This is a genomic window from Providencia sp. PROV236, assembly GCF_033676985.1.
Classification (GTDB): domain Bacteria; phylum Pseudomonadota; class Gammaproteobacteria; order Enterobacterales; family Enterobacteriaceae; genus Providencia; species Providencia manganoxydans.
Genome location: NZ_CP096297.1, coordinates 1,899,852 through 1,924,937, shown reverse-complemented (window position 1 = coordinate 1,924,937; position 25,086 = coordinate 1,899,852). Strand labels below are relative to the sequence as shown.

Sequence of the window (25,086 nt, the reverse complement as noted above, 5' to 3'; positions counted from 1 at the left end):
ACTCAACGAGCGCCGCGTAATCCCTTATACCCTAACGCCCCCTGCAACTTGAAAGATGACAAGTATCTAACACCAATTAGAAGTTATAGTTGATACCGATGTTATAACGACGACCTTCTAATTCTGCACCATAGGTTGCATTATCCACACGACGATCTAAGACGTTATATACCCCACCAACAATATTGGCATTTTTGTTTAACTGGTAACTAGCACCTAAATCAAACAGTGCATAAGACGGTGTACCACTTGCCATTTTTTGACCACGCCCTTGGTATTCTGACGTTTTACCGCGGAAATTCATGCGTGTCCATGTTTCCAGATCTTCAGTCGTTTGCCAAGTCAATGTGGTATTACCCATATGTTTAGGTTGCTTATTTAATGGTTTACCTTTATTTACACCACTTTTTTGCTCTGTATCGGTATAAGTATAATTAGCGGCAAACTCTAAATTATCTAAAATGCCCCAATTAAAGGTTAATTCCACACCACGCATTCTGGCTTTATCTACGTTCGCTTTATCGCTGATAAAGTTATATGGCTTACCAGCGATATCACCTTCACCATCTTCAGCAACTGTACATGGTCTTAGAGATGGATTATTTGATTCACAACGTCTAACTTCGGTAATTTTATCTTTAAAGTCGGTATTATAAATAGTAATACCCGCAGTGATGTTATCTTGGTTGTTCCAAATAACACCTATTTCTTCAGTAACGCTTTTCTCTGGTTTTAGATCAGGGTTACCATAAATAACCGCATTTCCTCTACTACCACCCGTTGCTTGCCCCCAATTTGCGGATGACTCACGTAAGCTAGGCGCTTTATAACCTGTGGTTACACCACCTTTAATTGTCCACTGTTCATCTGCATGCCACACACCGTAAAGACGTGGAGTCCAATGACTACCGTAGTTTTCATCTTTATCCATACGAATACCGCCTGTTAATGCAAAATCATTGGTCATTAACCACTCATCTTCTGCAAATAACGCCCAGCTATAACGATCTAATTTATTATATTGTTTAAATTTATTCCCTTCGTCTTTCAGTTTTTCTTTACGGTATTGACCACCAAGACTTAAGCTGTGATCACCCAGCAAAAAGACGCTTTGATTACGGAACACAAGATCTTCCGCAGTCATTTTACGACCTGGGTTTTTGGTTTCATCGTACTGTACATAGGTATCAGTTGAAGCAATATCGTAAATACCTGTGTGGGTTAGCGCCATATGCGTTAATTCATATTTGCTAAAGCCACTGCCATCACCTCTTTTATTACTATAACCTTCACGGTCATCTCGGTGTTGGTTATCACGTTTATACTCAGCATCAATGGTATTTTTTTCGTCTGGAGTCCAAGAAAGTGTTCCACCACCACTTGCCATAATTTGTCGATTAAATCCATCGACAATTTTATCTTCACCACGGTGTGAATACTGACCATTTAGTTTCACACCAAGCAAACCATCGATTAATGGACCTGATGTATAAAAGCTGCCCTGTCCCGTGTTACCTGAGTTTTTTCTTTCCGTAATTGTCGTATCTGCACGTAAACTTGTGGTCCACTCTTGTTGGACTCGACGAGTAATAATATTGATAACGCCGCCCATGGCATCTGAACCATACAGAGAAGACATAGGTCCGCGAACAACCTCGATACGCTCAATTGCAGGTAATGGTGGTAACCACCCTTGTTCGATACCTGAACCGTCACTGTTTGGACGTGTACTACGGGTATCAACACGTTTACCATCAATCAGGATCATCGTGTATTTTGCATCCATACCTCGAATGCTTATATCACTACTACTTCCCCCACCGGTGACTAATACACCAGGTACATCTTTCAAGGCATCCGTCACATCACGGTAGGCTTTGTCTTCTAATTGCTGACGAGTGATCACAGAAATAGAAGCGGGTGCATCTTCTATTTTTTGCTGGAAACCAGATGCAGTGGTAACCATCATCACATCTTTACTGTTATCAGCGAATGCAGGTGCAGATGCAATAGCCGCAATAATGCTGACCGCAATTTTTCTTTTATTAAAAACAACCATTCCCAACTCTCCGAGAGATAAATTAGATTTAATTTTTTGATGTGACAAAGCTCAATATAGGGATTTAACCCTATTACAAATATTATTATTTTTTGATTATGAGATAATATAAATTACCTATAGGAAATTTATGGTATATAACCATTTACAATAAATTTCCTATAATTAATTACCAGCAAAAAATATAATGTTATTTTTTATTCGTGTGCCTATTCAACCTTAATAGACACACTTCATTAATTAACTGGCTAATCTTGTACTCACTAAACGGTCGTGTATTCAATATAGAGATCATCATAATAGATAGTGTTCACGTTCAATGAATGTCCCGATAATTTTGTCATGCATTTCAGGTGACTTCGAGTAACCTAACGTCTTACGGTTAAGGCGCTTCAAGCGGTTTCTCAGATTCAAATTCTCTCTTTCTATTCGTTGCGTATAAAACTTACTTGCTACATGTTTCTGCTTGGGCAATATCTCATAAGCACTGAACTTATCCGTGCACCAAAAAGCGACATTAAACCTAGACAGTAAAGCCAGTAACTGGCGAAGAGTCCTTTTGTTTCGACGACCAAACGTATGAGCAATAATCCGTTTTAGGCGGGGCTCCCACGCATACCAAAGCCAGCGTTGTTGCTTCTTATTAGTCACAAAAGACCACTGTTCATCGACCTCGCAAAGGAGTTCAATGTGCAGATTATCAAGAGGTAAAGAGGTTACCTGTCTAGGCGAGAGTTTTTTAAAGTACGAACAACCGCATTAATGCTGATATGAAGGGCCCTAGCAGTATCACGAATACCGGCATTATTCATCGTGAGGTCGATAATTTTATCTTTAGTTCCGGGTTGGCAAGCACGATATTTATAATCGAGTTGGAAGCTTCGGCAGCAATCTTGGCAACGATAACGTTGATGACCAGTGCTACCTAATCCATGTTTTTTCACTGGGGGCGTTTGTTGACAAAATGGGCACCTTACATCGACTTTAGCCATGAATATTCTCCGATAAATTACCCTATATTACAGGTTAATCACCGGATTGAATACATGACCCACTAAACCATCAACCAATACTTGTGGCACACCTTGCGAACAGCGCTCTATACGCCCCCTTACACCATATACTTCGGCTAGGCTTTCCGGTGTAATCACTTCTTCAGGTTCACCTTGCGCAATAAGTTTGCCTTTCTTAAGCATTAACACATGCTCTGCATGCTTTAATGCAATATTAATATCGTGAACCACAACTACCGTTATTATATTACGGCGTTTAGTTTCTTTCGCGACCAAATCCATAACATGATATTGATAATTAAGGTCAAGTGCACTCAATGGCTCATCTAATAATAGTAAATTAGGCTGACGAATTAATGATTGAGCCAAACCAACCAATTGTTTTTGGCCACCCGATAGTTGATCTAAATAACTTAATGCTAAATGTTCAATACCTAATTGACGCAATAAATGCATCACTTCATCTTTACTATTTTCATTACTTAAGCCGCCTGATGCCCTTTGAGCAACAATCACGGATTCTAATACATAAAGATGAACACCTGCCGGTAAACTTTGTGGCAAATACACCACATTTTGGGCACGCTGGGCAAAGTTTTGACGGGTTAAATCCATACCATCAAGCAACAACTGCCCTGTTGCTTTATTTAGCCCAGCCAAAGAACGCAATAACGTTGATTTACCGCTCCCATTTGGCCCTAGTAAAACAGTTATCTTGCCTCTTGGTAAAGACTGTGTCGTTAAATCTTCAATCACAGGGTGTTTCGGATAACCTGCATTAAAGCGATTAATAATCAGGCCATCTGTCATGATACATTTCCTCTGTGACGCAAAATAATACTTAAGAAGAATGGCACCCCAACTAACGAAGTTACAATACCAACAGGGATAATCACACCCGGTATAATATTTTTCGAGGCAATTGATGCCATCGATAACACTAATGCACCAATTAATGCGCTTGCAGGAAGATAGAATCGATGATCTTCACCAAACATTAAACGGGCAATATGTGGTGCAACTAAACCAATAAAGGCTATTGGGCCAACAAACGCAACAGCCAGCGCAGATAAAATACTAATACGCAATAATGTTGTTAAACGTAAACGACGCACATCAATACCAAAACTAATGGCACGATCTTCACCAAGCCTTAACGCCGTTAATTTCCATGAACTCATCATCGCAATCGGGAAAACCAGTGCAAATACCAATGCCATTACACCTAATTTCACCCATGTTGCTTTCGACAGACTCCCCATAGTCCAAAAAACCAAACCTTGGAGCGTATCTTCTGTCGCAATAAACTGCATCATCGACACCAGTGCATTAAAGGTAAATACCAAGGCGATACCAAATAACACGACACCTGAAGTTGCCACACGCGTCCAACGAGTTACCGCATCAAGCATTAATGCAGCCAGCAATGCAAAGATAAACGCATTAGCAGAAATCACCCACTGGTCAGGAACTCCGGGGATAGCGATACCTGAAACAATCGCCAGTGCTGCACCAAATGCTGCGGCATTGGATACCCCTAAAGTAAACGGGCTAGCTAATGGGTTATTTAAAATGGTTTGCATCTCAGCCCCAGCGAGGCCTAGTGACATACCAATTACCACAGCCATCAACGCATAGGGTAACCGGATATCCCAAACAATCACTCGCGTCCCTGCTTCAACAGACTCAGGGGAGACGAGTGTTTGCCATAATTTTTCCAACGATAACCCCGATGGCCCGAGGGTAAAATCTATCACCAGTGACAACAAGATGGCTGCAATAATCACAGCAATCCACGCCACTCGACGACGTAACATTTGTTGATAATGATGTTTTATACCATTATTCTGTTCTTTAGCTGGCTGTTCTAGAACTGACATTGGCTCGCTAGTAAGACTCATGATGATAATTACCTACTAAATTTATTTTTCACTCACCCAATATATACCTGTTGGCTCTACCGCCAAAAACTGGCTATGCAATTCATTTAAGGTTTTTTGCGGATCAAGCTCCGCGAATTGCTCTGGATAGAACCACTTAGCGAATACTTGCGTCGCTAACACGTTATAAGGTGAGTTGTAGTAGTTATGCCAAATCGCATAATCTTTACCATCTTTCACGGCAGATAAAGAATGAATACCTTTGCGCTCAGTTATGGCTTTTAGACTCGCTTTTGCATCTTCAGCGGTACTTTGTGCGCCAAGTTGCACCCCCGCGTCTTTACTCTTTGGTGCCTTCGCACCTGTTGCGATATAAATTTGTGGATCTGCGGCAATAATTTTTTCTAAATTCATCGTGCCCAGTGCGCCCGGAAGTACCCCTTTGGCAATATTTTTACCGCCAGCAAGGTCAATAAAATTCCCCATATTGCCGTCACCTGCGGTACCACAGCAATCTTCAAATGCACCAGCACGTAATTCAATAAATACACTTGGTTTTTTATCTTCAGGGATATGACTGGTGATATCTGTGACAAGTTTTTGGTTTCTTTCGTAGAAATCAGCATATTTTTCCGCAACTTGTTCACGATTTAATGCTTTTCCTAACATCCGCATGCTAGGTAAGGTGTTTTTCAGAGGGTTATCTCTAAAATCAACAAAAACCACTGGCACGCCGGCCTTTTCAAGTTGATTTACTAACTCACTATTTTTTCCTGGTCCATGACCTGACAGACCAAAAATAGCGATATCAGGATTGAGTGTTAATACTTTTTCAGCGCTAACACTGTCCGCGCTAGTATTACCAATCAGAGGAATTTTATCGATTTGGGGGAATTTATCTTTATATACCGCGTAAGTTTGTGGATCTAATTTACGTAAATCACCTTGCCAACCTACAATTCGATCTAAAGGCTTATCGCCTTCGAGTAAGGCTATTGCACTAAATAAGCGACCTTCGCCAAGTAAGATACGGTTAACATTATCAGGTACTTCAACAGTACGTCCAGCAATATCAGTGACAGTTGCGGCCAAGACACTGGCGCTTATGGTAAACACTGAACTTGCTAATAGTGTTAAACTTATCCCCTTTGCTAACGATTTCGCCATGCAATTCACTTTACACCTCTTTACCCCATATTTTAGTGCCATAACAATAAAGCAAATAAGAATACTTATCAATACGATTGCCAATTTAATTAAAGGTGTTGGCGAAATTGTGATCCTACTCGGTAATCGATAGTGTAAAACTCAAACAATTATCATAAAAATAGGCCAATTAACTGGCCTATTTGAGAATATAATAAAGAGGTAATGACAATGTCTATGCGCGAATAATTCAGGTAACTAGCCGCATAGGAATTAGGTGAAGTGTCACGAGTGAACCAAGCCCTCATGCCTTAATCAATCATGCGATAATGTGAATCATCACGAATATATTTATTTAAATCAATCCATTGGCTATCATTACTGCTACTGCGTTTTGCCGCGTCAATAAATGCCATCCCTAGTAAGCCAGTATCAATTCTTGGCAACAATGGTGCAGCTTGCGCTCCTTCACGTAAGCATTTAGCCGCTTCGCGATATATTTGCGCAAATCCCTCTAAGTAACCTTCGGGATGACCAGGGGGAACACGTGCTAACTGGCGGTTTTCTGCATATTGGGACAACGACGCGCGCGTAATATAATACGCAGGTTTATCGAAAGGTTTCATCCGTAATTGATTCGGATTTTCTTGTAAAAACTCTAAACTTCCGAGGCTACCATATATTCGTAAACGTAGGCCATTCTCCTCTCCACAAGCAACTTGGCTCGCCCACAAACGGCCTTTAGCACCATTATGATAACGCATTTGTACATGTACATCGTCATCTAACTGGCGACCTGAAATCAAAGAGGAGAGTTCTGCGCGGATCGCTGACGGGATCATATCAGTCACAAATTGAGCCAATTGCCATGCATGTGTGCCTATATCACCAATACAGCCTACTCCTGCTTTTTGCGGATCCGCTCGCCAACTGGCTTGCTTATTACCCGTTGCTTCTAATTGAGTCGCTAGCCATTGCTGTAAATATTCCACTTCGATATAGCGGATCTCTCCTAATTCACCTGCTAGTATTCGACTACGCGCTTCACGTACTAATGGATAAGCACTGTAATTATGAGTTAGAAACAGTTGTCGGCCACTATCACGCACCGTTTGTGCTAGCTGTAATCCTTCCTTATAAGAAGTACATAAGGGTTTGTCGCAAATCACATCAATGCCTGCATTGAGGAATGCGGTTGCGACAGGCGCATGTAAATAGTTGGGTGTGACAATCGCAACAACATCAATGCCATCCGTTCGTTGCGCTTCTGCTAACGCCATCTGTTGATAATCCGCATAACAACGATCAGGTGACACATGCAGCCGTTGCCCTGTACGTTGGCAATTTAGAGGATCGGAAGAAAATGCACCAGCCACTAATTCATACTCATCATCCATGCGAGCCGCCAATCGATGAACCGCACCAATAAATGCCCCCTCGCCACCACCAACCATGCCTAATTTTAGTCTCATACATCAGCACCTTTTATGCCTAAAAGCGCTCTGATTTGTTGGGGATCGGTTTCTACGGCAGCAAAATCATCAAAAGCATGTTCTGCGATTGGAATAATATGACGTTGAATAAACTCAGCCCCTTCCCTCGCCCCCGCTTCAGGGGATTTTAAGCAACATTCCCACTCTAAGGTTGCAACACCTGAAAAATCATATTGCGTTAGCTTGCTGAAAATGGATTTAAAATCAATTTGGCCATCACCCAATGAGCGGAAACGCCCTGCACGCGCTAACCATGGCTGATAACCACCGTACACGCCACTTTTGGCACTGGGGGTATATTCGGCATCTTTAACATGAAATGCTCGGATCCGTTGATGGTAGCAATCAATAAAACCGAGATAATCCATTTGCTGTAAATGTAAATGGCTCGGATCATACAAGATATGACAACGTGGATGGTTATTCACTAATCCAAGAAAGCGTTCAAAGGTCACACCATCATGCAGATCTTCACCAGGATGTAATTCATAACAGACATCTATCCCACACTCATCGAATCGATTAAGAATGGGTAGCCAGCGCTGTGCGAGTTGTTCAAACGCTTCCTCAAATAACAATGCATTATGGGGAGGCCAAGGGTAAAAATAAGGCCATGCCAGCGCTCCAGAAAATGTCACATGCGTGGTTAGACCCAACCGCTGTGAAGCTTCTGCCGCTTTCATCAGCTGTTCAGTTGCCCATGTTTGTCGCAGTTTAGGGTTTCCTCTCACTAATTCAGGAGCAAATCCATCAAATACTGAATCATAGGCGGGATGTACTGCAATCAGCTGCCCCTGAATATGAGTTGATAATTCACTAATACGAATGCCATATTGTTGAAGCCGTGCAACTGTCTCATCACAATAGCTTTGGCTCGTCGCAGCCAAATCCAGATCAAAAATTCGCGGATCCATTGTTGGAATTTGAATATTGGTGAAACCAAGCTCACTCGCCCATTTAGCTAATCCATCCAATGAATTAAAAGGAGCACTATCACCAATAAATTGGGCTAAAAATAACCCCGGTCCTTGTATCCTTTTCATGACCCGCTCCTAAGTATCACCGTGCGTTGACTGCGAACCGCTTCATCGGCTGCAAGAACAATACGTAAGCTATTTAATGCATCCTCTAAATGCTGTTTGAGATCTAACTGCTGTTTAATCGCCTGAACAAAATAACGCTGCTCACTTAAACATAAGGCCAAATGGTCGGGTTCGTCTTGACAATCAATCCAACTGTCGGGTTGCTTAAAATTATTTTCTTCATCAAGCGCCGCATGATGCAAGCGTAATGATTCAGTACGGGTATGCCCACCAACGTTATCTGAGCGACCTTCGTTATGGCGAGCCATGATTGAAACCGAGCCATGAGGGCCGATCACGTCTTTCACAAAATAAGCGGTTTCGCTGATCATAGGCCCCCATCCAGCTTCGTACCAACCTACTGAGCCATCCGCAAAACGTACTTGCAACTGACCATAGTTATACATATGTTCGGGTAAATCATCGGTGAGCCTAGCCCCTATCGCACTCACACTAATGGGCTCTGCTTGAGCCATTTGGCACATCACATCGAGATAATGCACCCCACAATCGACAATGGGTGATAATGATTGCATCAAATTACGGTGAACATTCCACATCTGCCCATGGCTTTGTTGATTTAAGTTCATACGCATCACTAATGGTTTGCCAAGCCCACGAGCTAACTGAATAAACTGCTGCCATGATGGGTGGTGACGTAAAATATAACCGACTACCACTTGGCGGTTAGCCTGCTTTGCAGCGGCGATCACCCTTTTCGCTCCTTCCACGGTTGTCGAAAGGGGCTTTTCTATAAAGACATGACAACCTGCGGCTATGGCTAATAGCGCATATTCTTCGTGTGTATCTGGGTAAGTTGTTAGGCAAACTGCGTCAGGTTTAGTGTGTTGTAACGCTTGTTCATAATCACTGAATGTAGGATAACCTCCACCTAATTGCTGATTGAGTACATCACGAGAACGACCGCGTGATACTAAACCACAAATATCGACATCATCCATTGTATGATAAGCCTCTGCATGTGAGGCTCCCATATTGCCGCAACCCACAACTAATACCTGTAAATTAGCCATTTTATTTTTCTCCCTCAGGTTTATCTTTATAGTTGAAAGTGAAGAAGAACAGTGCAGCAATCACTAAAGCACCAATTGCTGGGTACCACCAAAAATGTTGCCATTGAGGCAATGCAGCATCACCTTGTGCGGTAACCATATTGTTAAATAGCAGCCCACTAACTTGTGAACCAATTAACATCCCTACCCCATAAGTGAATAGTACTAATAGGCTCTGTGCTTGTCCTTTCACTTTTTCACCAGCGACTTTATCGGTATAAATGAAGCCAATAACAAAGAAAAAGTCATAACACATGCCATGCAGAAAGATGCCAATGTAGATCATCCAGCGCAGCTCTTCGGTGATACCTAATGCGAACATCACATAGCGTAAAAACCATGCTAACATCCCAATGAGCAACATCACCTTAATACCTAATCGAGCAAAGAAGAACGGAATGAGCAACATAAAGAACAGCTCTGACATCTGCCCAATAGATAACACGCCACCCACATTAGTAAAACCGGTTGCCGCAACGAACGGTGCAGCATAGGCATAATAGGCAGCAAGCGGGATAGAAATTAGCATCGCACAAATAATAAACACTAAGAAATGGCGTTGCTTTAACATGGCAAATGCATCAGCACATAATAAATCGCGCATAGCAACAGGTTTACCACGCTCTGGAGCAGGTGTGTGTGGCAACGTAAAGCTGTAGATAGCCAGAACTAATGAAGCGACCGCCGCTAATGTGAAGATTTCGATACTGTCTGACAGCCCCGTTCCCCCGACAATCAGCCCTGCGACAATCCAGCCAAATGTGCCAAATGCACGCACTACTGGGAAAGCTTTTTCGCTATTCGTTAAACTATAAAATGCAACGTTATTACTTAAAGCAATAGTTGGCATGTAGCACAGCATATAGCCAAAAATCAGCCACAATAACCAGCTGTGATCCGCAGTAAAAAAGTTAGGAATGATCCATAACAACACGGCCCCTATTAGATGTAATACGCCGAGTACTTTTTGCGAAGCGAAAAAACGGTCAACCACCATTCCGAGTACAAATGGTGATAAAATAGAGGCGATTGGACCGGTTGAATAAGCATCTCCAATAATAGCGGATAAACCATATTTGCCCATGACAACACCGAGCGTCACGTACCACGCGCCCCAGACAAAAAATTGTAAAAACATCATTAATGCTAACCGCGGTACCACCCATGAATAAGCAGTGTGCTTGCCCTCTTGAGCGATGTTGTTGATACCCATAAGACCCCCAACTATAATTTTTATACTCGCTATGACGTTATCACCTAATCGCATAGCAAATTATTTAGGATATATTGTTGTTATTAACCACTTTCAGGTAAAAAAGACGGCATAATTATGCCGCTGGGTTGCTGTGCATAGCCTTTGACTTGAGCAAGATGTAATTCACAGATCTTTGCTCCCCACTTTATTAAGGTTTGAGATAGTTCCAAACTTTCAACGGGCACTAGTACAACAGGTGTTGTGCCGCGATGATGATGATTTAGCATCCAATTCACTAAATCGAGGGCAACGTCATAACGATAACTACATCCAGGCCCTAACATACGAGATGCAGGATGAGCGACTGATGCGAGATACCCTTCAATGCGTCCATTCAATTCCCAAACCGCAATACGCCATATTCCACTGGTGTTGTGCAGAAAATATTCAATATCGCGTTTGCGCGAGATCCCCAATAATTCGGATTCAAGCTGCATAATGGCAGCTAAATCTTCAATTTGAGCATCACGTATCTTTCCATTAGTCAGTCGTGGGAACGCAGTTCCCTCAATAGGAACAGGGATAACCATATCTTGATAGATGGCATAAGGTGTAAAACCAGCTCGTCGATAGAGTGAATAAGAATCTAAATTTAGGGCGCTGGACAACAAACGGATCGGTAAATCCCCTGCAAGTTCATCGGCTTTTGATAGCAAGCGACTTGCAATACCTTTACCAAAATGATCAGGATGTACATTCATGATCCCTAAACCTAAATGCGTTTCTCTTAGATGGAAAAAGCAAGAGCCGCGTATCATGTCTTGCTCATCACGAGCAATCCAGTGATAACCATCATCTAATTTGTGGTAGACCTCGATAAACAATTCACAACTTTCTGGGCCCGCAGGAAATATTTTTCCAAGTCCATGCTGTTGATACCACTGATTAGTTGAATCATGGATTAATGCTGCCACTGCTTTGCGATCAGTAGGCTGTGCTATCTGTAATTGCAAATCCATCCATCACCTCTCACATTTTTAGTTTTTAAAATGAGGTTGTTACTAAATGGCAATATACACTTATGCTAAATATACTTAAATGAAATCGATTTCAGATTGAATGTAATCGATTTCATTTTTAAAATATAATCAATTTGTTTTTTTCAGCAACTAGCAAAGTGCTTATAAAGCAAGCAAAAAGATGAATTTGTAATCTACATCACAAGTTCAGTGCAATAAAATCTTAATAATTCGAGGGGCTGTGAGACGACAAATGACAAATGAATGAGTCGCTAGGGGCTTACATAAGTAAGTGACTGCGCGAGTGAATGAAATCGACAACACTGCGACTGGAAGTATGACGAGTATAGTCGTACTTTTGAGCACGATGTAGCATACTGTGCATGACAATGAATAAAAGGAAAAACAAGCTATGTCGATAGATAAAGTAGCAAAAATCGCAGGAGTATCAAAAGCGACCGTTTCGCGGGTGCTTAATAATCAACACATTGTCAAACCTGCGACACGAGAAAAGGTTCTAACGGCAATTCAGCAATGTAATTATCAACCTAACCTACTCGCCCGCCAACTGCGTACTTCGCGTAGCCGTATGCTATTAGTTCTCGTTTCAAACATTACCAACCCCTTTTGTTCTTTGGTTGTTAGAGGCATTGAAGAAGAAGCAGAACGACATGGTTATCATATTTTGTTATGTAATTCCGAATCCAATCCTACCCGCGAATCGGCTTATTTAAGCCTACTTAGCGGTAAGGTTGTCGATGGTGTGATCACCATGGATGCGATAAGTTGTCTACCGGGACTAACCGATATGATCGGTGATTTTCCATGGGTTCAATGTGGCGAAGGTGATACTGATTTTAGGGCATCATCAGTGACCATCGATAATGCACAGGCCGCTATCGCAGGGGTGTACCATCTCGCTGCGAAAGGCCGTCAACGCATTGCTTTAATCAACAGTGATATGCGTTACCTATATTCACAGCAACGTGAACAAGGCTATCGAAAAGCGTTAACAGAACTTGGGCTCAATTATTGCCGAGTAGAATATATTGAAGAGCTGGATTATACCGGTGGCGCCAAAGCGATGCAGAAGATATTACAGGACGACCAACGACCTGATGCAATATTTGCGATATCTGATGTAATAGCAGGTGGTGCAATGAGCGTGCTCCACCAGCAAGGGTTACGTATCCCTGATGATATCGCCGTGATGGGTTTCGATGGCATTCCATTTGGTGATGTCACAGTCCCGCCCCTCACAACCATTATTCAGCCAATGCATCAATTTGGTGTTCGTAGTGTTCAATTATTACTGCGTAAAATTAAAGATCCCCAATTAGACGATTGCCATGAAGTTCTTGAATGGAAATTATTAGAACGTGGGTCTGCTTAATTTAACCTCTAATCGTTGTTCCGACTTTTTCTGATTGCAGGAAACATTCTGTTTTTATATTTTATCAATACATACTCAACATCATTGAAGTGCAGCTAGCGGACAAATGAGAGAAGTCAACAATACCGCAATTTGCAGTATGATGAGTAAGCGATAATTTTAATTAAAAGGCATCAATATGACCATTATCCTCACTGTTGTATTTATTATTTTACTCTTATTTATTGTTGGCTGGGGTATTTCTATCTATAACAGCCTAATCAGTACACGTAATCAAGTTGATAACCAATTTGCGAATATTGATGTTATTTTAAAACAAAGAGCAGATCAGATCCCTCAATTAGTGACTATTACTGAAAAAGCAATGGAACACGAGAAAAGTTTATTTACTTCGTTAAGTGATGCACGACAGCGTTATCTCAATGCCCAACAAGTTGATGATAAAATTTCAGCATCAAATGAAATGGGTCGTGTGCTGAGTCGTATTGTCGCCGTTGCTGAAAATTACCCTACATTAATTTCTGGGGAGCAATTTTCTCAATTGCAAATTGCCCTTAGCGAAGTTGAAGATAAGTTAGCTCAACGCCGCGAAGGGTTTAATGATGCAACAACTGAATATAATACGGCGATTCAAATGTTCCCAAATAGCATTATTGCTGGTTTCTTTAATTTTAAATTATTACCATTACTAGATATTTCAGATGATGAAAAAAAATATAACGGTATTCAATTCAAATAATCCGTATGTGACAGGCCATAAATGAATATATACTATTTTTTAGGTGCAATTTTAGGTGCACTTATTTTCTATTTAGATAATAGATTTTCTCAAAAGAAAAAAACGAACTGGGGGATTATTCCATTTATTTCGATAGTCTGGGGCGCTTGGGTATATATTTCCCCTCAAAAGGGTGACTATCTCGACATAATTTACTATGCCGTGATTTTAATCGTCGCATTTCTTATCATTAAATTTGTTAGGCGATTAAGTAACAGTGCGTATGCACATTATCAGAAATTACAAAATGAAGGCGACACTAAATTTAGTGCATCCATTAAATCAATTTATATGTTTCTTCTTGCCGGCAGTTTAATGCTAGGCTTTTTTATTGATATTCGTATTTTCTTTCTTGCCTTTGTCTTAACCATCGTCTTTTATTTGCTCGAAAACACTCCAGAAAAACGTTTTCTGAAGTATCAAAAAAACCTCGCTACCTCAAAAATTCGTTCTGTCGCCATGGGGTTAGCCGAAATTGAAGGGAAGATCACAGCGGGAACACAACTTAGGAGCCAATTAGGTGGAAAAAGTTGCTATGGCTCGTTTTACTCTGAATATGCTATTTCAAAAAATAAAGAAGGCAAAAAAAGCTATCGGCTGATCAAAAGTAAAAATGTCATACATGATTTTACCCTAACCGATGATACTGGGTCGATTAAAGTTGTTTGTGACCCTGAGCACTTTGTTTGCGCAGGCTTACAACCACATAGTGATTTTGAAAGTGGTAGTATCCGCTATAAAGAATATATCATTGAAGGCAACAAAAATTATTTACTGATAGGGACTGTAGATTCTGACAACGGCACCCCAATCATTACCCGCAAGCCTCCGCATCATTTATTAGGGCTATCCCCTTCTGCATATGTCACTCGTTGGAACAAAACCGGTCCATTTCGTAGAAATTTAGTCATCACCATTTCAATTGCTTTGATATTAGTAGCGTTTGTTTTCATTACGCCAATGGAGTACCACAATGGCTTGCTCACGCTGCATTTTAATCAGATCTCATTTCTAGGTGGCAAGTAATATGGGATTAATCGTTTTTTGGATCATCATTCTTCTGTGTTGTTATATGCTCATCCGCTATTTAGTTGGTACCTACAATAGCCTCGTTTTCTTAAAAAATAACTGCTACAAGGCATTTGCCAATATTGATGTGTTACTGAAAAAACGCTTCGATTTACTGCCTGCAATAGTGCAAATAGCCGATCAAGCGATGACACATGAAAAATTCTTGATCAATATGTTAGTCAAAAGCCGAGATACCTATATCTCTACTTCAGATCTTGATACTAAAATTAATACAGTAAACCAAACCGCTGCTTATTTTCAAAAAGCCATCATCATTGCTGAAAACTATCCCCATTTAGTTAGCAAAAATACCTTGCTGGAATTACAAAGCCAAACAAAACGTATTGAAGATCAAATTGCTGATCGACGCGAATTTTTTAACCAAACTGTGACGCTGTACAATACCGGTATTCAACTGTTCCCAAATGTTATTTTTGCCTTTTTGTTTGGATTCAAAATGATTTCTTTGCTCTATGCTCAACAGGAGCCTAAACGATGATCACAATCCCTTTCTCTTTATTTGGCTTTACTGACTGGATACTTGCAAAAAATGAACCTGCTATTGTGGTGATGCTTGCAACCTTCGGCATGCTATTAGGAATTATAGTAATAATAACCTTACTTAATGTCCTTGGCTTAAAACGCTATTCAGGCTATATCACCCTTGCTTTACTCTGCTCAGTATTTATTAGTTTAGTTATCATGATCCCTATGCTATTGCTCTTTAGGATTGAGGATACAATAAAATTTATTTTGGTTTGGATAGTGATCGTCGGTAGCTGCCTCACTTTTAGCCTATCTAACCAACGTTATATCGATATGTTTACTGAAGAAGCGACTAATACTGCGAATACAAAAAATCAACCAACATCAAAGAAACCACAAAATAATAAGAAAAATAAGCGTAAAAACAAAAAATAGTTAAAATACAAAAAAAGCCAGCTGATAAAATCAGCTGGCTCAATTCACACTCAAAGCTTAGTTAGTGCTATTTGTTTAGATTTTCGCGATAAGTTGGAAAATCCATCTCTTTATAACGCACAATCGATGTTTTCTTGGCAATCTTATAACCAAACCAAATTGCTAAGAATAATGGAATACCGATATAAGTTGCAGTTACACCTACCCAATCAATCTTATCTTCTAAGAATGCCTGATAGTTTTGTCCTAATGTGATCACCAAACAAAGTACAAAGGCAAAGATTGGTCCAAGAGGGAAAAAGCCTGAACGATAAGGCAGATCATTTAAATCCTTACCTTGCGCAATATAGCCTTTACGGAAACGATAGTGACTTATAGCAATCCCTAACCAAGCAATAAAACCTGTCATACCTGAGGTATTCAATAACCATAAATACACGGTTTGGTTACCAAACATCGAACTTAAAAAGCACAGCGCAGCGATCACGGTGGTTGCCAATAATGCATAACGAGGAACACCGCCCTTAGAAAGGCGAGCAAAAATACGTGGGGCTTTACCTTCACGCGCTAAAGTATAAAGCATACGAGTTGATGCATACATTCCTGAGTTACCCGCTGATAACACCGCCGTTAAGATAACCGCATTCATCACTGCGGCAGCAGATAGTAAACCTGCATTTTCAAACACTAATGTAAACGGACTCACACTAATATCTTTAACATCGTTACGCAGCAAATTTGGATCAGTATAAGGAATGATCAAGCTGATAATTAAGATAGCAAAAATATAGAACAGCAAAATACGCCAAAATACTTTACGCACAGCTTTAGGAATGTTTTTCGCAGGATCTTGTGATTCACCGGCTGCAATACCAATCAATTCAGTCCCTTGGAAGGAGAAACCAACGATCATGGCAACGCCAATCATTGCTGAAAAACCACCAGCAAATGGCGCATCACCGATAGTCCAGTTATGCCATCCTGCATTTTCAGCACCATTCATGATCCCAAAAATCATCAATACACCGACAACGATAAAAATAATAACGGTTGTAACTTTGATTAAAGAGAACCAATATTCCGCTTCCCCAAATCCTTTTACGGAAATGTAGTTAAGTAAGAAAATAATTGCTAAGAATATTGCACTCCAAATCCAACCGGGCGTATCAGGGAACCAATAAGTCATGACTAATTGCGCTGCAACCAAGTCAACAGCAATCGTAACCGCCCAGTTATACCAATAGTTCCAGCCTAAAGCGAAACCAAAACCTTCATCAACGTATTTCGCACCATAGGTAGCAAAGGAGCCAGATACTGGCATATAAGCCGCCAGCTCCCCTAAACTAGTCATTAAAAAATAAACCATTAAGCCGATGATGGCATAAGATAAAAGTGCCCCGCCGGGGCCTGCTTGAGCAACTGTCGCACCTGATGCGACAAAAAGACCGGTACCAATTGATCCGCCAATCGCAATCATCGCAAGATGACGAGCCTTTAGCTCACGGCGCAATTTATTCTGCCCACCGCTTTGTACCGTAGTGGTATGTTGTTCTGACATCTGTTCCCTGTATTTCTTCATTTAACTAATATTGAATGAATTCTAGCAAAACATCCTGTCATAACTAAGTAACTCTTGGCTGTTATAAGATACCTTCATAATCCAAACAAAATTATTAGCAAAATATTTATGTAAACCCTATCATTTTCGTACAAAAAATAAACTCTTTTATAGCTATTGAACGTTAAAGGTCACCAGCCTCAAAATAGCGAATATATTTGTTTTAGACACATTGATATACTTAGAAACACTCTTTTTATTAATTTTTATTTACACATTAAGAAATATTTATCATTATATTACCTAAATAATTAATAAATTAATTATGGTTCAGAGAAGCAATAATAAATTGATTTATAAAATACCAAATTTAATGACAAATGATTAGTCGAAATAGGTCAAATGTGCTCCTTTGTGCTCCTTAACGTTTAGTGCTATCTTATAGCAGAACTTATAAAATATGCATATAAAGAGTCGTTATGGTCACTATAAGCGATGATCGTATAATATAGACTCAGTATACCCAAATATAGCTAGGCTAATAGTGGATGAAGGACTTTCTCCGATAGAAATAGCATGTCTAACACACCAACCTAGTTCGCCGACTTCAATACGAAAACTTCCTAACTTGAAATATGATGAATATAAATAGTTCGAGACGATTGTATACTCATCATCTGAATAGATTATATATAAAGGAATAAAATATCATGAGTGATCTGCTTGTATTAATGCTAATTATCGCGCTTATTACTATTTTTTCAGTAAGAATGCATAACAATATTATCAAAAAATACAATCGAATGAGACAAGCGTGGGCTGACGTCATAGTACAAGTTCGCCAAAAAGAATTAGTTATTCCTAAAATTGAAAAAATTGTGAATGAACATAAAGAATTTGAGTCGACTGTTTTAACAGAAATTACTAAGATGCGCTCTTTAGCATCTGATTTAGATAAATCCCCTGAGACTGTTAGCCCACAAACTTTAAAAAATTACAAAGATAACTTTGATACTCTATTTAAGAGTATTAAGCTCACGGTAGAAAACTATCCAGATTTAAAATCAATCAATCTTTATCGTGACTTAGCAAATCAAATCTCCGAGCAAGAAGATAATATTAGTGCCGCTATTCGTATATACAACAGTAATGTTGCAGAATTTAATACGTCAATAGAAGAGTTTCCTAACAATTATATCAACAAAACCTTTACCAAAAAGAACCCAGGACAACCCTTTGAGCATGAGCAATCCTCTATCGATATCGGGTTTACTCCAACTTTTTAATGCGCTACTGACCACTGTGCATTATGTGAAAGCGTAGTAACGACCATTTACTTACACCAGTTACTACGTTTTCTATGCGTCTAGCGATTCACCCGCTTGTCACCTAGCTACATTTTAAATTATTTAGGTATATACAGGTTCAATGTTAAAACATGCTATCAAGTAATATTAAAACTCAACAAGTTATTGATAAAATACAAGAACAGGTCAACAATGCCAAAAGCTATAATGACCTCACTGAAGCCATATTTATCGCAAAAGCTGAGAACAAAAAATTAGAATTCAATAATCTAGTGTTTCTAACTATTTGCCTTGTTTCTCTACTAGCCGTTGCTATTCTTTGGGCTAATGCCAATGAAAATGGTGGATTCAGCTGGTTCAGCTTAACGGGTATTTATATCGTACTCATTTCTATTGTTGGTCTTTTTTCATTACTCGTCATTTGGGGAAGAGAAAGTAATATTCCTCAATTAAATAGAGATATTTATCGAATGTGGGGGCTACTTGATAATAAGCTTAATTGCCACCCTACTCATAACGGGAACGTTAAAACAATGCTTAATGATTTTGAACAGTTTAAAAGAGGCAACTGTTCAAGAGAAATTGAATGGGAGTATCGTTCTTTAGCTGAAATATCAACATCATTTTATTTCTATAACTTTATATATACTGAACGAACGCGTACTACAAAAGGGACAAAAGAACTACATTACTATCGTTATGGGCTAATTTTACCGTTCACCGGTTTCAAAGATATTCACATTATTAGCGATGGAAAAACGCCCTGCAAAACTCACTATTCATTAGCATCAGCAGAATTTAATAAACATTTTAAACTCGGTGCTAAAGATCCCTTACTATTGAGTAAATTTTTAAAACCAATGGTCATCGAAGCGCTGGTTAATGCGACAAAAGAACTTGATAGCTTAAATGTGGAAATTAATGCAAATGAGATGATGTGTATTTCTTTTAGTAACGCCGATAGACTTTACTACACTCCTAATTATGGCTTAAATTCACCCGATAAGTTCCTCAACGAGCTAAACAAACCAGACTTGAAATTACCCATGCTAACCACCGCGATACAACTTTACAATACCTTCGTAAAATACTCCGATAAAAACTTTTAATTGCAACTTAATGTAATCAAAAAAACCGAGATCAGTAATCGAATTGAGCCTATAAGCGATTAAGTTAAGCCGTAAACACCCCAAGTTTACGGCACGACTATGTTGGAGGAATTTGGCTATTTGCAATAATCTAATAGATTTTTTATCGCATTAGATAAGTGTTTTTGACGATGATAAATGAGATACAGTGTTCGATGTAGCTGCAACTCATCCACGTTTAACTCGACTAATGAACCATTCGCGAGTTGCTCATCAATCACTCTTCGTGATAAACAGCTGATCCCCATTCCAAAACGTACAGCATGCTTAATTGCTTCCGAATTGCCGAGCTCCATAAAAATATGAAAACCGGGTAGATGTGCAAATAAAAGTTGATCAAGTACATCACGTGTTCCTGAGCCTCTTTCACGTAATACCCACGGAGCATCTCTTAATTCTTTTAACGTTAACGTTTTTCCCGCTAATGGATTATCTGGGGCTGCGAATATCACTAATTCATCTTTTAGCCATGGTTCAGTAATTAATTCAGGGCTATGACAAACGCCCTCAATAAGGCCTACATCGGCTCTAAATTCCATGACCGCTTTAATGACATCTTCTGTATTACTGATATTTAATTCTAACGGAATGGAGGGATGGTCATAGCGATACTTAGCTAATAGTTGCGGCAGCATGTAATTACCAATTGTTGTACTTGCGGCTAATCGTACCGCTCCCATCTCTTTTTTAAATAATTGTTCCACTTCTAAAGCTTGTTCCAGCAGTGCTAGTGCCTTTGGATATAACAACCGGCCATGTTCATTTGTAACAAGTCGTTTACCTACACGGTCGAACAGCTGCACGCCAAGTTGCCCTTCCAGATCAGTCAGAGAAGCGCTCACCGCAGATTGCGATAATGCAAGCAATTGAGAGGCTTGAGTTGTGGAGCCACTTTTAAGTACTTCCGTAAATACCTCAAGTTGCCTAAGTGTTATTCGCATACAGGTCGCTCCAAACATTGTTCGCTTGTGTTTGTAATAATATTGTTAATATTAATGATTTATTACCAAGTTACCAGAAGAAACTTTTAACCACTTTTTTTAATTGATTATACCAAAACAATCAATTTAAATTATTAAAGATTTTGTTATATGCTTATTCCAAAATTATCTATGCCCTGTATGATCCGTTTAACAAGCAGGTATCAGCAGTAACTAAAGGTACGATTATGGATAAAAGCAATACCAAAACACTCGTTCAACACACCAGCCATCCTGCATTAAAACTCATTCCTGGTGTGATTTTAGCCGGTATATTAACGGCAATTTCGATGTATTTAGGGGAACAACAATGGTTTATTGAGATAGGCTTAGGCGCACTTACCCTCGCCATCTTATTAGGAATTATCGTCGGTAACACCATCTATCCTGTTGTCAGTAGCCGCTGCGATGATGGGATCAAATTTGCAAAACACTATTTTTTACGTGCAGGGATCATTCTTTATGGTTTTCGACTCACATTTCAACAAATCACGGATGTCGGCGCTACAGGTCTATTGATTGATGCATTAACATTAGCTTCAACTTTTTTACTGGCTTTTTGGTTGGGGAAAAAAGTCTTTGGTTTAGATGATGAGACAACCTTTTTGATCGGTGCAGGTAGTAGCATATGTGGTGCTGCTGCCGTAATGGCCACAGAGCCAGTCGTAAAAGCATCGGCGAGCAAAGTCGCCGTCGCAGTTTCCACCGTGGTTATCTTTGGTACTATCGCGATTTTTGTTTACCCATGGCTATACCAGCTGAATGCCCATTTCGGCTGGTTCACTCAAACACAAGATACTTTCGGTATCTACGTTGGCTCAACAGTGCATGAAGTTGCCCAAGTAGTTGCTATCGGTCATACCATCGGCCCTGAAGCAGAGAATGCTTCTGTGATCACAAAAATGATCCGCGTGATGATGTTAGCGCCATTTCTTATTATCTTGTCAGCTTATTTAAGCCGCCGCAGTACCGCAATTAAAGGCTCAAATACAGAAAAAAGCAAAATCACTATTCCTTGGTTTGCCGTCATTTTTATCTTAGTCGCAGGATTCAACTCTTTTAATCTACTGCCAACCGTTTTAGTGCAATATATTATTACCCTTGATACCATTTTACTGGCAATGGCAATGGTTGCACTCGGCCTCACGACTCATGCCAGCGCAATCCGCCAAGCAGGTATTAAACCAATATTAATGGCACTTATTTTGTTTGCATGGTTAATCGTTGGTGGTTTTGCAATTAATGCACTTATTCAACTCTTCTTATAATATTTTTTCACTTTAATTTATGATTGGCCGCTTTGAGTGAAGCGGCTTTTTTTGTGTATTTCATTTATTGGTCTATTAATGGCATACTTCACAAAAAAGGAGTCAATAATGAAATATGTTGGAGCACACGTTAGCGCCTCTGGTGGCGTTGATCAGGCAGTCATTCGCGCTCATGAAATTAATGCCACGGCATTTGCGTTATTCACTAAAAATCAGCGTCAGTGGAAAGCCGCACCACTGAGCGAAGAAGTGATTGAAAAATTTAAAGCAAACTGTGCTAAATATGGTTACGGTAAACATCAAATTTTACCTCACGACAGCTATTTAATTAATTTAGGGCATCCAGAAATGGAAGCGCTCGAAAAATCACGAGTGGCTTTTATTGATGAAATGCAACGTTGTGAACAATTAGGGATTGATTTACTCAATTTCCACCCGGGCAGCCACCTAAAAAAAATTGATGTCGATGACTGCTTGTTGCGTATCGCCGAATCTATCAATATTGCCTTAAATGAAACAAAAGGTGTTATCGCGGTGATTGAAAATACCGCTGGGCAAGGTTCTAATTTAGGGTACCGTTTCGAACATTTGGCTAGGATCATTGAAAACGTTGATGATAAGAGCCGTGTGGGTGTATGTATTGATACTTGCCATGCTTTTGCCGCAGGCTATGATTTACGCACAGAAGAAACCTGTGAAGAAACATTTAAACAGTTTTCTGATATTGTTGGTTTCAAATACCTCAAAGGCATGCATTTAAATGATGCAAAAAGTGAATTTGCTAGCCGTGTTGACCGCCACCATAGTCTTGGCGAAGGTAATATTGGCTACACGCCTTTTAGCTATATCATGAAAGACTCACGTTTCGATGGGATCCCATTAATATTAGAGACGATCAATCCAGATATTTGGCCGCAAGAAATTGCTTGGTTAAAATCACAGCAGAATTAAAGAATAAATCAAAGGCGGCATTAGCCGCCTTCAACACACTTTACAACGATTCCATCTCAATTTTAGCCATCATATCCGCTAATTTATTACGATTCTTTAACCCAACATCAGGTTGAGAAACGGATAGCGCTGATATCGCCGTCGCCATACGCAGTGTATGTGCGCTTGATTCACCGTTTAGTAACCCGTAAGCCAACCCTGCAACCATAGAGTCACCAGCTCCCACAGTGCTAATCACTTCACAATGGGGAGGTTTCGCTAACCAAGAGCCTGATGCATTCACCCACAGTGCGCCGTCTTCACCAAGAGATATCACCACATGAGAAATGCCTTTATCACGCAGCTCGTGTGCCGCTTCAATAACGTCTTTGAGTTCAGGTAATTTACGCCCCACCCACATCTCTAATTCATAACGATTAGGTTTCACTAACCAAGGCGACGCTTTTAGTCCCGCTTTAAGGGCTTCACGGCTGCTATCAAAAATAATACATGGGCATAATTGGCGCAGCCGAGTCATCCAGCGGGTGAATTCTTCAGGTTCGATCCCATTTGGCAAACTTCCGCTAACAACGACCATGTCAAAATGACCTAGCCAATTCAGCGATTCTGTGGCAAAACGGTTCCAGTCTTCTTTACTGACATCAAACCCTGAAAAATTGAAATCAGTTGACTCACCGTTATTTTCGGTAAGCTTAACGTTGATCCTAGTACGCCCCGGAACCATACAAAAACGGTTTGCCATACCATTATCACTAAAAAAGTGTTGGAACTCTTCTTGGTTATCTTTTCCCATGAAGCCACTTACCGTGATATCTATTCCCAAATCACGTAATACTTTTGCAACATTAACACCTTTGCCTCCGGCATTGAGGCTAGCAGTCTTCACTAAGTTGACTTCACCGACTTCGATTGATGGACATAGCCCAACCAGATCATAGGCAGGATTTAATGTAATTGTAGCAACTCGGCGAGTCATAACCTCGGATCTCCCTTATCGTTATAGTCATTTATACTCTAGAACACTTGGAGCATAGTCACTGAAAGTATCTGAGTATAGCAAGATGTTTTGCCCTACTTATACCATTAAAACACAATGGCTTCAGCGATATTTGCTGTTTTTCCTGATTGTTTTTTCATAATGAGCTGGCAAAATGTCACCACCGAAAAAACAGAAAGAAGAAAAACTTATGTCTAATATTGATCATGTTGTTGTGGGCGTTGGTGTGATTATTACCAATCCGCAAGGTCAAATTTTAATGGGTAAACGCAGTAGTCAGCATGCTCCTTACTGGTCGATTTTTGGTGGACATGTCGATGCTGGGGAATCTTTTGAAGATTGCGCTATTCGAGAAATAAAAGAAGAAATTGGTATTGATATCTCAGCTCCTACCGTTTTTGGCATTAGCAATAATGTCAACACTTACCGCCAAGAAGGTAAACATACGGTTTCCATCTGTATGCATGTGGAATATCGTGGTGATAAACAACCTCAGATTATGGAGCAAGACAAATGTGAAAGTTTAATGTGGGTTTCCCCTCATGAGCTTCCTGAACCTCACTTTGAAGCAAGTCACAATGCTATTGATCTTTGGCTTAATCACCGATTTTATCACCATCCCGCTTAACGCCTGCATTATTGTACAAATGCCAAATCCGTGTTTGTACAATAAATGGCCAACTCATTATATTTACTATCAAAATTGCCTTTTTATTCATTATTTATTGTTTACATTAATATACACTGCATGTAT

23 protein-coding genes are annotated in these 25,086 nt (G+C 40.0%); 10 read left to right on the top strand and 13 right to left on the bottom strand.

Going from position 1 to position 25,086, the window contains the following annotated elements:
• Positions 1–76: 76 nt before the first annotated feature.
• From M1E96_RS08500 to M1E96_RS08455, 10 genes are all read right to left on the bottom strand, one after another.
• Positions 77–2,059, bottom strand: a complete 1,983-nt coding sequence (locus M1E96_RS08500) for a ligand-gated channel protein (RefSeq protein WP_369427489.1) — start codon at positions 2,057–2,059, stop codon at positions 77–79.
• A 294-nt stretch (positions 2,060–2,353) separates the two neighbouring features.
• Positions 2,354–3,051 (bottom strand): IS1 family transposase gene (locus tag M1E96_RS08495; RefSeq protein WP_104872948.1). Its coding sequence is split into 2 segments (ribosomal slippage): positions 2,354–2,802 and positions 2,802–3,051, totalling 699 coding nucleotides; the frame shifts between segments, so codons are not numbered across the junction.
• A 27-nt stretch (positions 3,052–3,078) separates the two neighbouring features.
• On the bottom strand, positions 3,079–3,882 hold the full coding sequence (locus tag M1E96_RS08490) for an ABC transporter ATP-binding protein (protein WP_369427488.1): 804 nt from the start codon (positions 3,880–3,882) through the stop codon (positions 3,079–3,081).
• Complete coding sequence (locus M1E96_RS08485; protein WP_369427487.1) at positions 3,879–4,973, bottom strand: FecCD family ABC transporter permease; 1,095 nt, start codon at positions 4,971–4,973, stop codon at positions 3,879–3,881. Before M1E96_RS08485 ends, M1E96_RS08490 begins: the two co-directional genes overlap by 4 nt.
• A gap of 21 nt (positions 4,974–4,994) precedes the next feature.
• Positions 4,995–6,119 carry an ABC transporter substrate-binding protein gene (locus tag M1E96_RS08480; RefSeq protein ID WP_070927185.1) on the bottom strand — a complete coding sequence of 375 codons (1,125 nt, stop codon included), beginning with the start codon at positions 6,117–6,119 and terminating at the stop codon, positions 4,995–4,997.
• 290 nt (positions 6,120–6,409) lie between these two features.
• Positions 6,410–7,570, bottom strand: a complete 1,161-nt coding sequence (locus M1E96_RS08475) for a Gfo/Idh/MocA family protein (protein ID WP_369427486.1) — start codon at positions 7,568–7,570, stop codon at positions 6,410–6,412.
• Complete coding sequence (locus tag M1E96_RS08470) at positions 7,567–8,634, bottom strand: sugar phosphate isomerase/epimerase (RefSeq protein ID WP_140178455.1); 1,068 nt, start codon at positions 8,632–8,634, stop codon at positions 7,567–7,569. The genes M1E96_RS08475 and M1E96_RS08470 overlap by 4 nt, the downstream gene beginning before the upstream one ends.
• Positions 8,631–9,707, bottom strand: coding sequence for a Gfo/Idh/MocA family protein (locus tag M1E96_RS08465; protein WP_369427485.1), 1,077 nt, complete (start codon positions 9,705–9,707; stop codon positions 8,631–8,633). Before M1E96_RS08465 ends, M1E96_RS08470 begins: the two co-directional genes overlap by 4 nt.
• 1 nt (position 9,708) lies before the next feature.
• Complete coding sequence (locus tag M1E96_RS08460) at positions 9,709–10,959, bottom strand: MFS transporter (protein ID WP_070927192.1); 1,251 nt, start codon at positions 10,957–10,959, stop codon at positions 9,709–9,711.
• Positions 10,960–11,042: 83 nt separating this feature from the next.
• On the bottom strand, positions 11,043–11,960 hold the full coding sequence (locus tag M1E96_RS08455) for a GNAT family N-acetyltransferase (protein WP_272580007.1): 918 nt from the start codon (positions 11,958–11,960) through the stop codon (positions 11,043–11,045).
• 412 nt (positions 11,961–12,372) lie between these two features.
• Here M1E96_RS08455 and M1E96_RS08450 point away from each other — a divergent pair, with 412 nt between their 5' ends.
• From M1E96_RS08450 to M1E96_RS08430, 5 genes are all read left to right on the top strand, one after another.
• Positions 12,373–13,353, top strand: a complete 981-nt coding sequence (locus M1E96_RS08450; RefSeq protein ID WP_272580006.1) for a LacI family DNA-binding transcriptional regulator — start codon at positions 12,373–12,375, stop codon at positions 13,351–13,353.
• A 178-nt stretch (positions 13,354–13,531) separates the two neighbouring features.
• Complete coding sequence (locus M1E96_RS08445) at positions 13,532–14,092, top strand: LemA family protein (RefSeq protein ID WP_070927923.1); 561 nt, start codon at positions 13,532–13,534, stop codon at positions 14,090–14,092.
• 21 nt (positions 14,093–14,113) lie between these two features.
• Entirely contained in the window at positions 14,114–15,157 is a 1,044-nt protein-coding gene (locus M1E96_RS08440) for a hypothetical protein (RefSeq protein WP_319066549.1), read from the top strand.
• A gap of 1 nt (position 15,158) precedes the next feature.
• Positions 15,159–15,701 carry a LemA family protein gene (locus M1E96_RS08435; protein ID WP_272580003.1) on the top strand — a complete coding sequence of 181 codons (543 nt, stop codon included), beginning with the start codon at positions 15,159–15,161 and terminating at the stop codon, positions 15,699–15,701.
• Complete coding sequence (locus M1E96_RS08430; RefSeq protein WP_140178475.1) at positions 15,698–16,123, top strand: hypothetical protein; 426 nt, start codon at positions 15,698–15,700, stop codon at positions 16,121–16,123. Before M1E96_RS08435 ends, M1E96_RS08430 begins: the two co-directional genes overlap by 4 nt.
• Positions 16,124–16,190: 67 nt before the next feature.
• On the opposite strand, the gene M1E96_RS08425 is transcribed toward M1E96_RS08430, so the two are convergent.
• Complete coding sequence (locus tag M1E96_RS08425) at positions 16,191–17,681, bottom strand: amino acid permease (RefSeq protein ID WP_319066550.1); 1,491 nt, start codon at positions 17,679–17,681, stop codon at positions 16,191–16,193.
• Between the two features lie 710 nt (positions 17,682–18,391).
• Here M1E96_RS08425 and M1E96_RS08420 point away from each other — a divergent pair.
• Together M1E96_RS08420 and M1E96_RS08415 are read left to right on the top strand one after the other, a co-directional pair.
• The gene (locus M1E96_RS08420; RefSeq protein ID WP_318705326.1) at positions 18,392–18,967 is read left to right on the top strand and encodes a LemA family protein; all 576 of its coding nucleotides are present in this window, start codon (positions 18,392–18,394) and stop codon (positions 18,965–18,967) included.
• 152 nt (positions 18,968–19,119) lie between these two features.
• Positions 19,120–20,097, top strand: coding sequence for a hypothetical protein (locus tag M1E96_RS08415; RefSeq protein WP_337979924.1), 978 nt, complete (start codon positions 19,120–19,122; stop codon positions 20,095–20,097).
• 116 nt (positions 20,098–20,213) lie between these two features.
• Here M1E96_RS08415 and yieE read toward each other — a convergent pair whose 3' ends face one another.
• The gene (yieE, locus tag M1E96_RS08410; protein WP_140178484.1) at positions 20,214–21,077 is read right to left on the bottom strand and encodes a DNA-binding transcriptional regulator YeiE; all 864 of its coding nucleotides are present in this window, start codon (positions 21,075–21,077) and stop codon (positions 20,214–20,216) included.
• 227 nt (positions 21,078–21,304) lie between these two features.
• Between yieE and M1E96_RS08405 the strand changes: the two genes are divergently transcribed.
• Positions 21,305–22,384 carry a YeiH family protein gene (locus tag M1E96_RS08405; protein WP_319066553.1) on the top strand — a complete coding sequence of 360 codons (1,080 nt, stop codon included), beginning with the start codon at positions 21,305–21,307 and terminating at the stop codon, positions 22,382–22,384.
• A 108-nt stretch (positions 22,385–22,492) separates the two neighbouring features.
• On the top strand, positions 22,493–23,335 hold the full coding sequence (nfo, locus tag M1E96_RS08400) for a deoxyribonuclease IV (RefSeq protein WP_070927905.1): 843 nt from the start codon (positions 22,493–22,495) through the stop codon (positions 23,333–23,335).
• Positions 23,336–23,375: 40 nt separating this feature from the next.
• Here the strand turns inward: nfo and fruK are convergent, their stop codons facing one another.
• Positions 23,376–24,311, bottom strand: coding sequence for a 1-phosphofructokinase (fruK, locus tag M1E96_RS08395; protein WP_140178486.1), 936 nt, complete (start codon positions 24,309–24,311; stop codon positions 23,376–23,378).
• Between the two features lie 211 nt (positions 24,312–24,522).
• Here fruK and M1E96_RS08390 point away from each other — a divergent pair, with 211 nt between their 5' ends.
• On the top strand, positions 24,523–24,960 hold the full coding sequence (locus tag M1E96_RS08390) for an NUDIX hydrolase (protein ID WP_337979922.1): 438 nt from the start codon (positions 24,523–24,525) through the stop codon (positions 24,958–24,960).
• The last annotated feature ends 126 nt before the right edge of the window (positions 24,961–25,086 follow it).

Excerpts from the sequence above, each read along its gene's own strand:
- M1E96_RS08405 (WP_319066553.1), top strand. The coding sequence starts at position 21,305 with ATGGATAAAAGCAATACCAAAACACTCGTTCAACACACCAGCCATCCT.
- M1E96_RS08390 (WP_337979922.1), top strand. The coding sequence starts at position 24,523 with ATGTCTAATATTGATCATGTTGTTGTGGGCGTTGGTGTGATTATTACC.
- M1E96_RS08425 (WP_319066550.1), bottom strand. The coding sequence starts at position 17,681 with ATGTCAGAACAACATACCACTACGGTACAAAGCGGTGGGCAGAATAAA.
- M1E96_RS08450 (WP_272580006.1), top strand. The coding sequence starts at position 12,373 with ATGTCGATAGATAAAGTAGCAAAAATCGCAGGAGTATCAAAAGCGACC.
- M1E96_RS08490 (WP_369427488.1), bottom strand. The coding sequence starts at position 3,882 with ATGACAGATGGCCTGATTATTAATCGCTTTAATGCAGGTTATCCGAAA.
- M1E96_RS08430 (WP_140178475.1), top strand. The coding sequence starts at position 15,698 with ATGATCACAATCCCTTTCTCTTTATTTGGCTTTACTGACTGGATACTT.
- M1E96_RS08445 (WP_070927923.1), top strand. The coding sequence starts at position 13,532 with ATGACCATTATCCTCACTGTTGTATTTATTATTTTACTCTTATTTATT.
- M1E96_RS08435 (WP_272580003.1), top strand. The coding sequence starts at position 15,159 with ATGGGATTAATCGTTTTTTGGATCATCATTCTTCTGTGTTGTTATATG.
- M1E96_RS08480 (WP_070927185.1), bottom strand. The coding sequence starts at position 6,119 with ATGGCGAAATCGTTAGCAAAGGGGATAAGTTTAACACTATTAGCAAGT.
- M1E96_RS08420 (WP_318705326.1), top strand. The coding sequence starts at position 18,392 with ATGAGTGATCTGCTTGTATTAATGCTAATTATCGCGCTTATTACTATT.
- yieE (WP_140178484.1), bottom strand. The coding sequence starts at position 21,077 with ATGCGAATAACACTTAGGCAACTTGAGGTATTTACGGAAGTACTTAAA.
- M1E96_RS08415 (WP_337979924.1), top strand. The coding sequence starts at position 19,120 with ATGCTATCAAGTAATATTAAAACTCAACAAGTTATTGATAAAATACAA.
- fruK (WP_140178486.1), bottom strand. The coding sequence starts at position 24,311 with ATGACTCGCCGAGTTGCTACAATTACATTAAATCCTGCCTATGATCTG.
- M1E96_RS08465 (WP_369427485.1), bottom strand. The coding sequence starts at position 9,707 with ATGGCTAATTTACAGGTATTAGTTGTGGGTTGCGGCAATATGGGAGCC.
- M1E96_RS08485 (WP_369427487.1), bottom strand. The coding sequence starts at position 4,973 with ATGAGTCTTACTAGCGAGCCAATGTCAGTTCTAGAACAGCCAGCTAAA.
- M1E96_RS08455 (WP_272580007.1), bottom strand. The coding sequence starts at position 11,960 with ATGGATTTGCAATTACAGATAGCACAGCCTACTGATCGCAAAGCAGTG.
- M1E96_RS08470 (WP_140178455.1), bottom strand. The coding sequence starts at position 8,634 with ATGAAAAGGATACAAGGACCGGGGTTATTTTTAGCCCAATTTATTGGT.
- M1E96_RS08500 (WP_369427489.1), bottom strand. The coding sequence starts at position 2,059 with ATGGTTGTTTTTAATAAAAGAAAAATTGCGGTCAGCATTATTGCGGCT.
- M1E96_RS08460 (WP_070927192.1), bottom strand. The coding sequence starts at position 10,959 with ATGGGTATCAACAACATCGCTCAAGAGGGCAAGCACACTGCTTATTCA.
- M1E96_RS08475 (WP_369427486.1), bottom strand. The coding sequence starts at position 7,570 with ATGAGACTAAAATTAGGCATGGTTGGTGGTGGCGAGGGGGCATTTATT.
- nfo (WP_070927905.1), top strand. The coding sequence starts at position 22,493 with ATGAAATATGTTGGAGCACACGTTAGCGCCTCTGGTGGCGTTGATCAG.
- M1E96_RS08440 (WP_319066549.1), top strand. The coding sequence starts at position 14,114 with ATGAATATATACTATTTTTTAGGTGCAATTTTAGGTGCACTTATTTTC.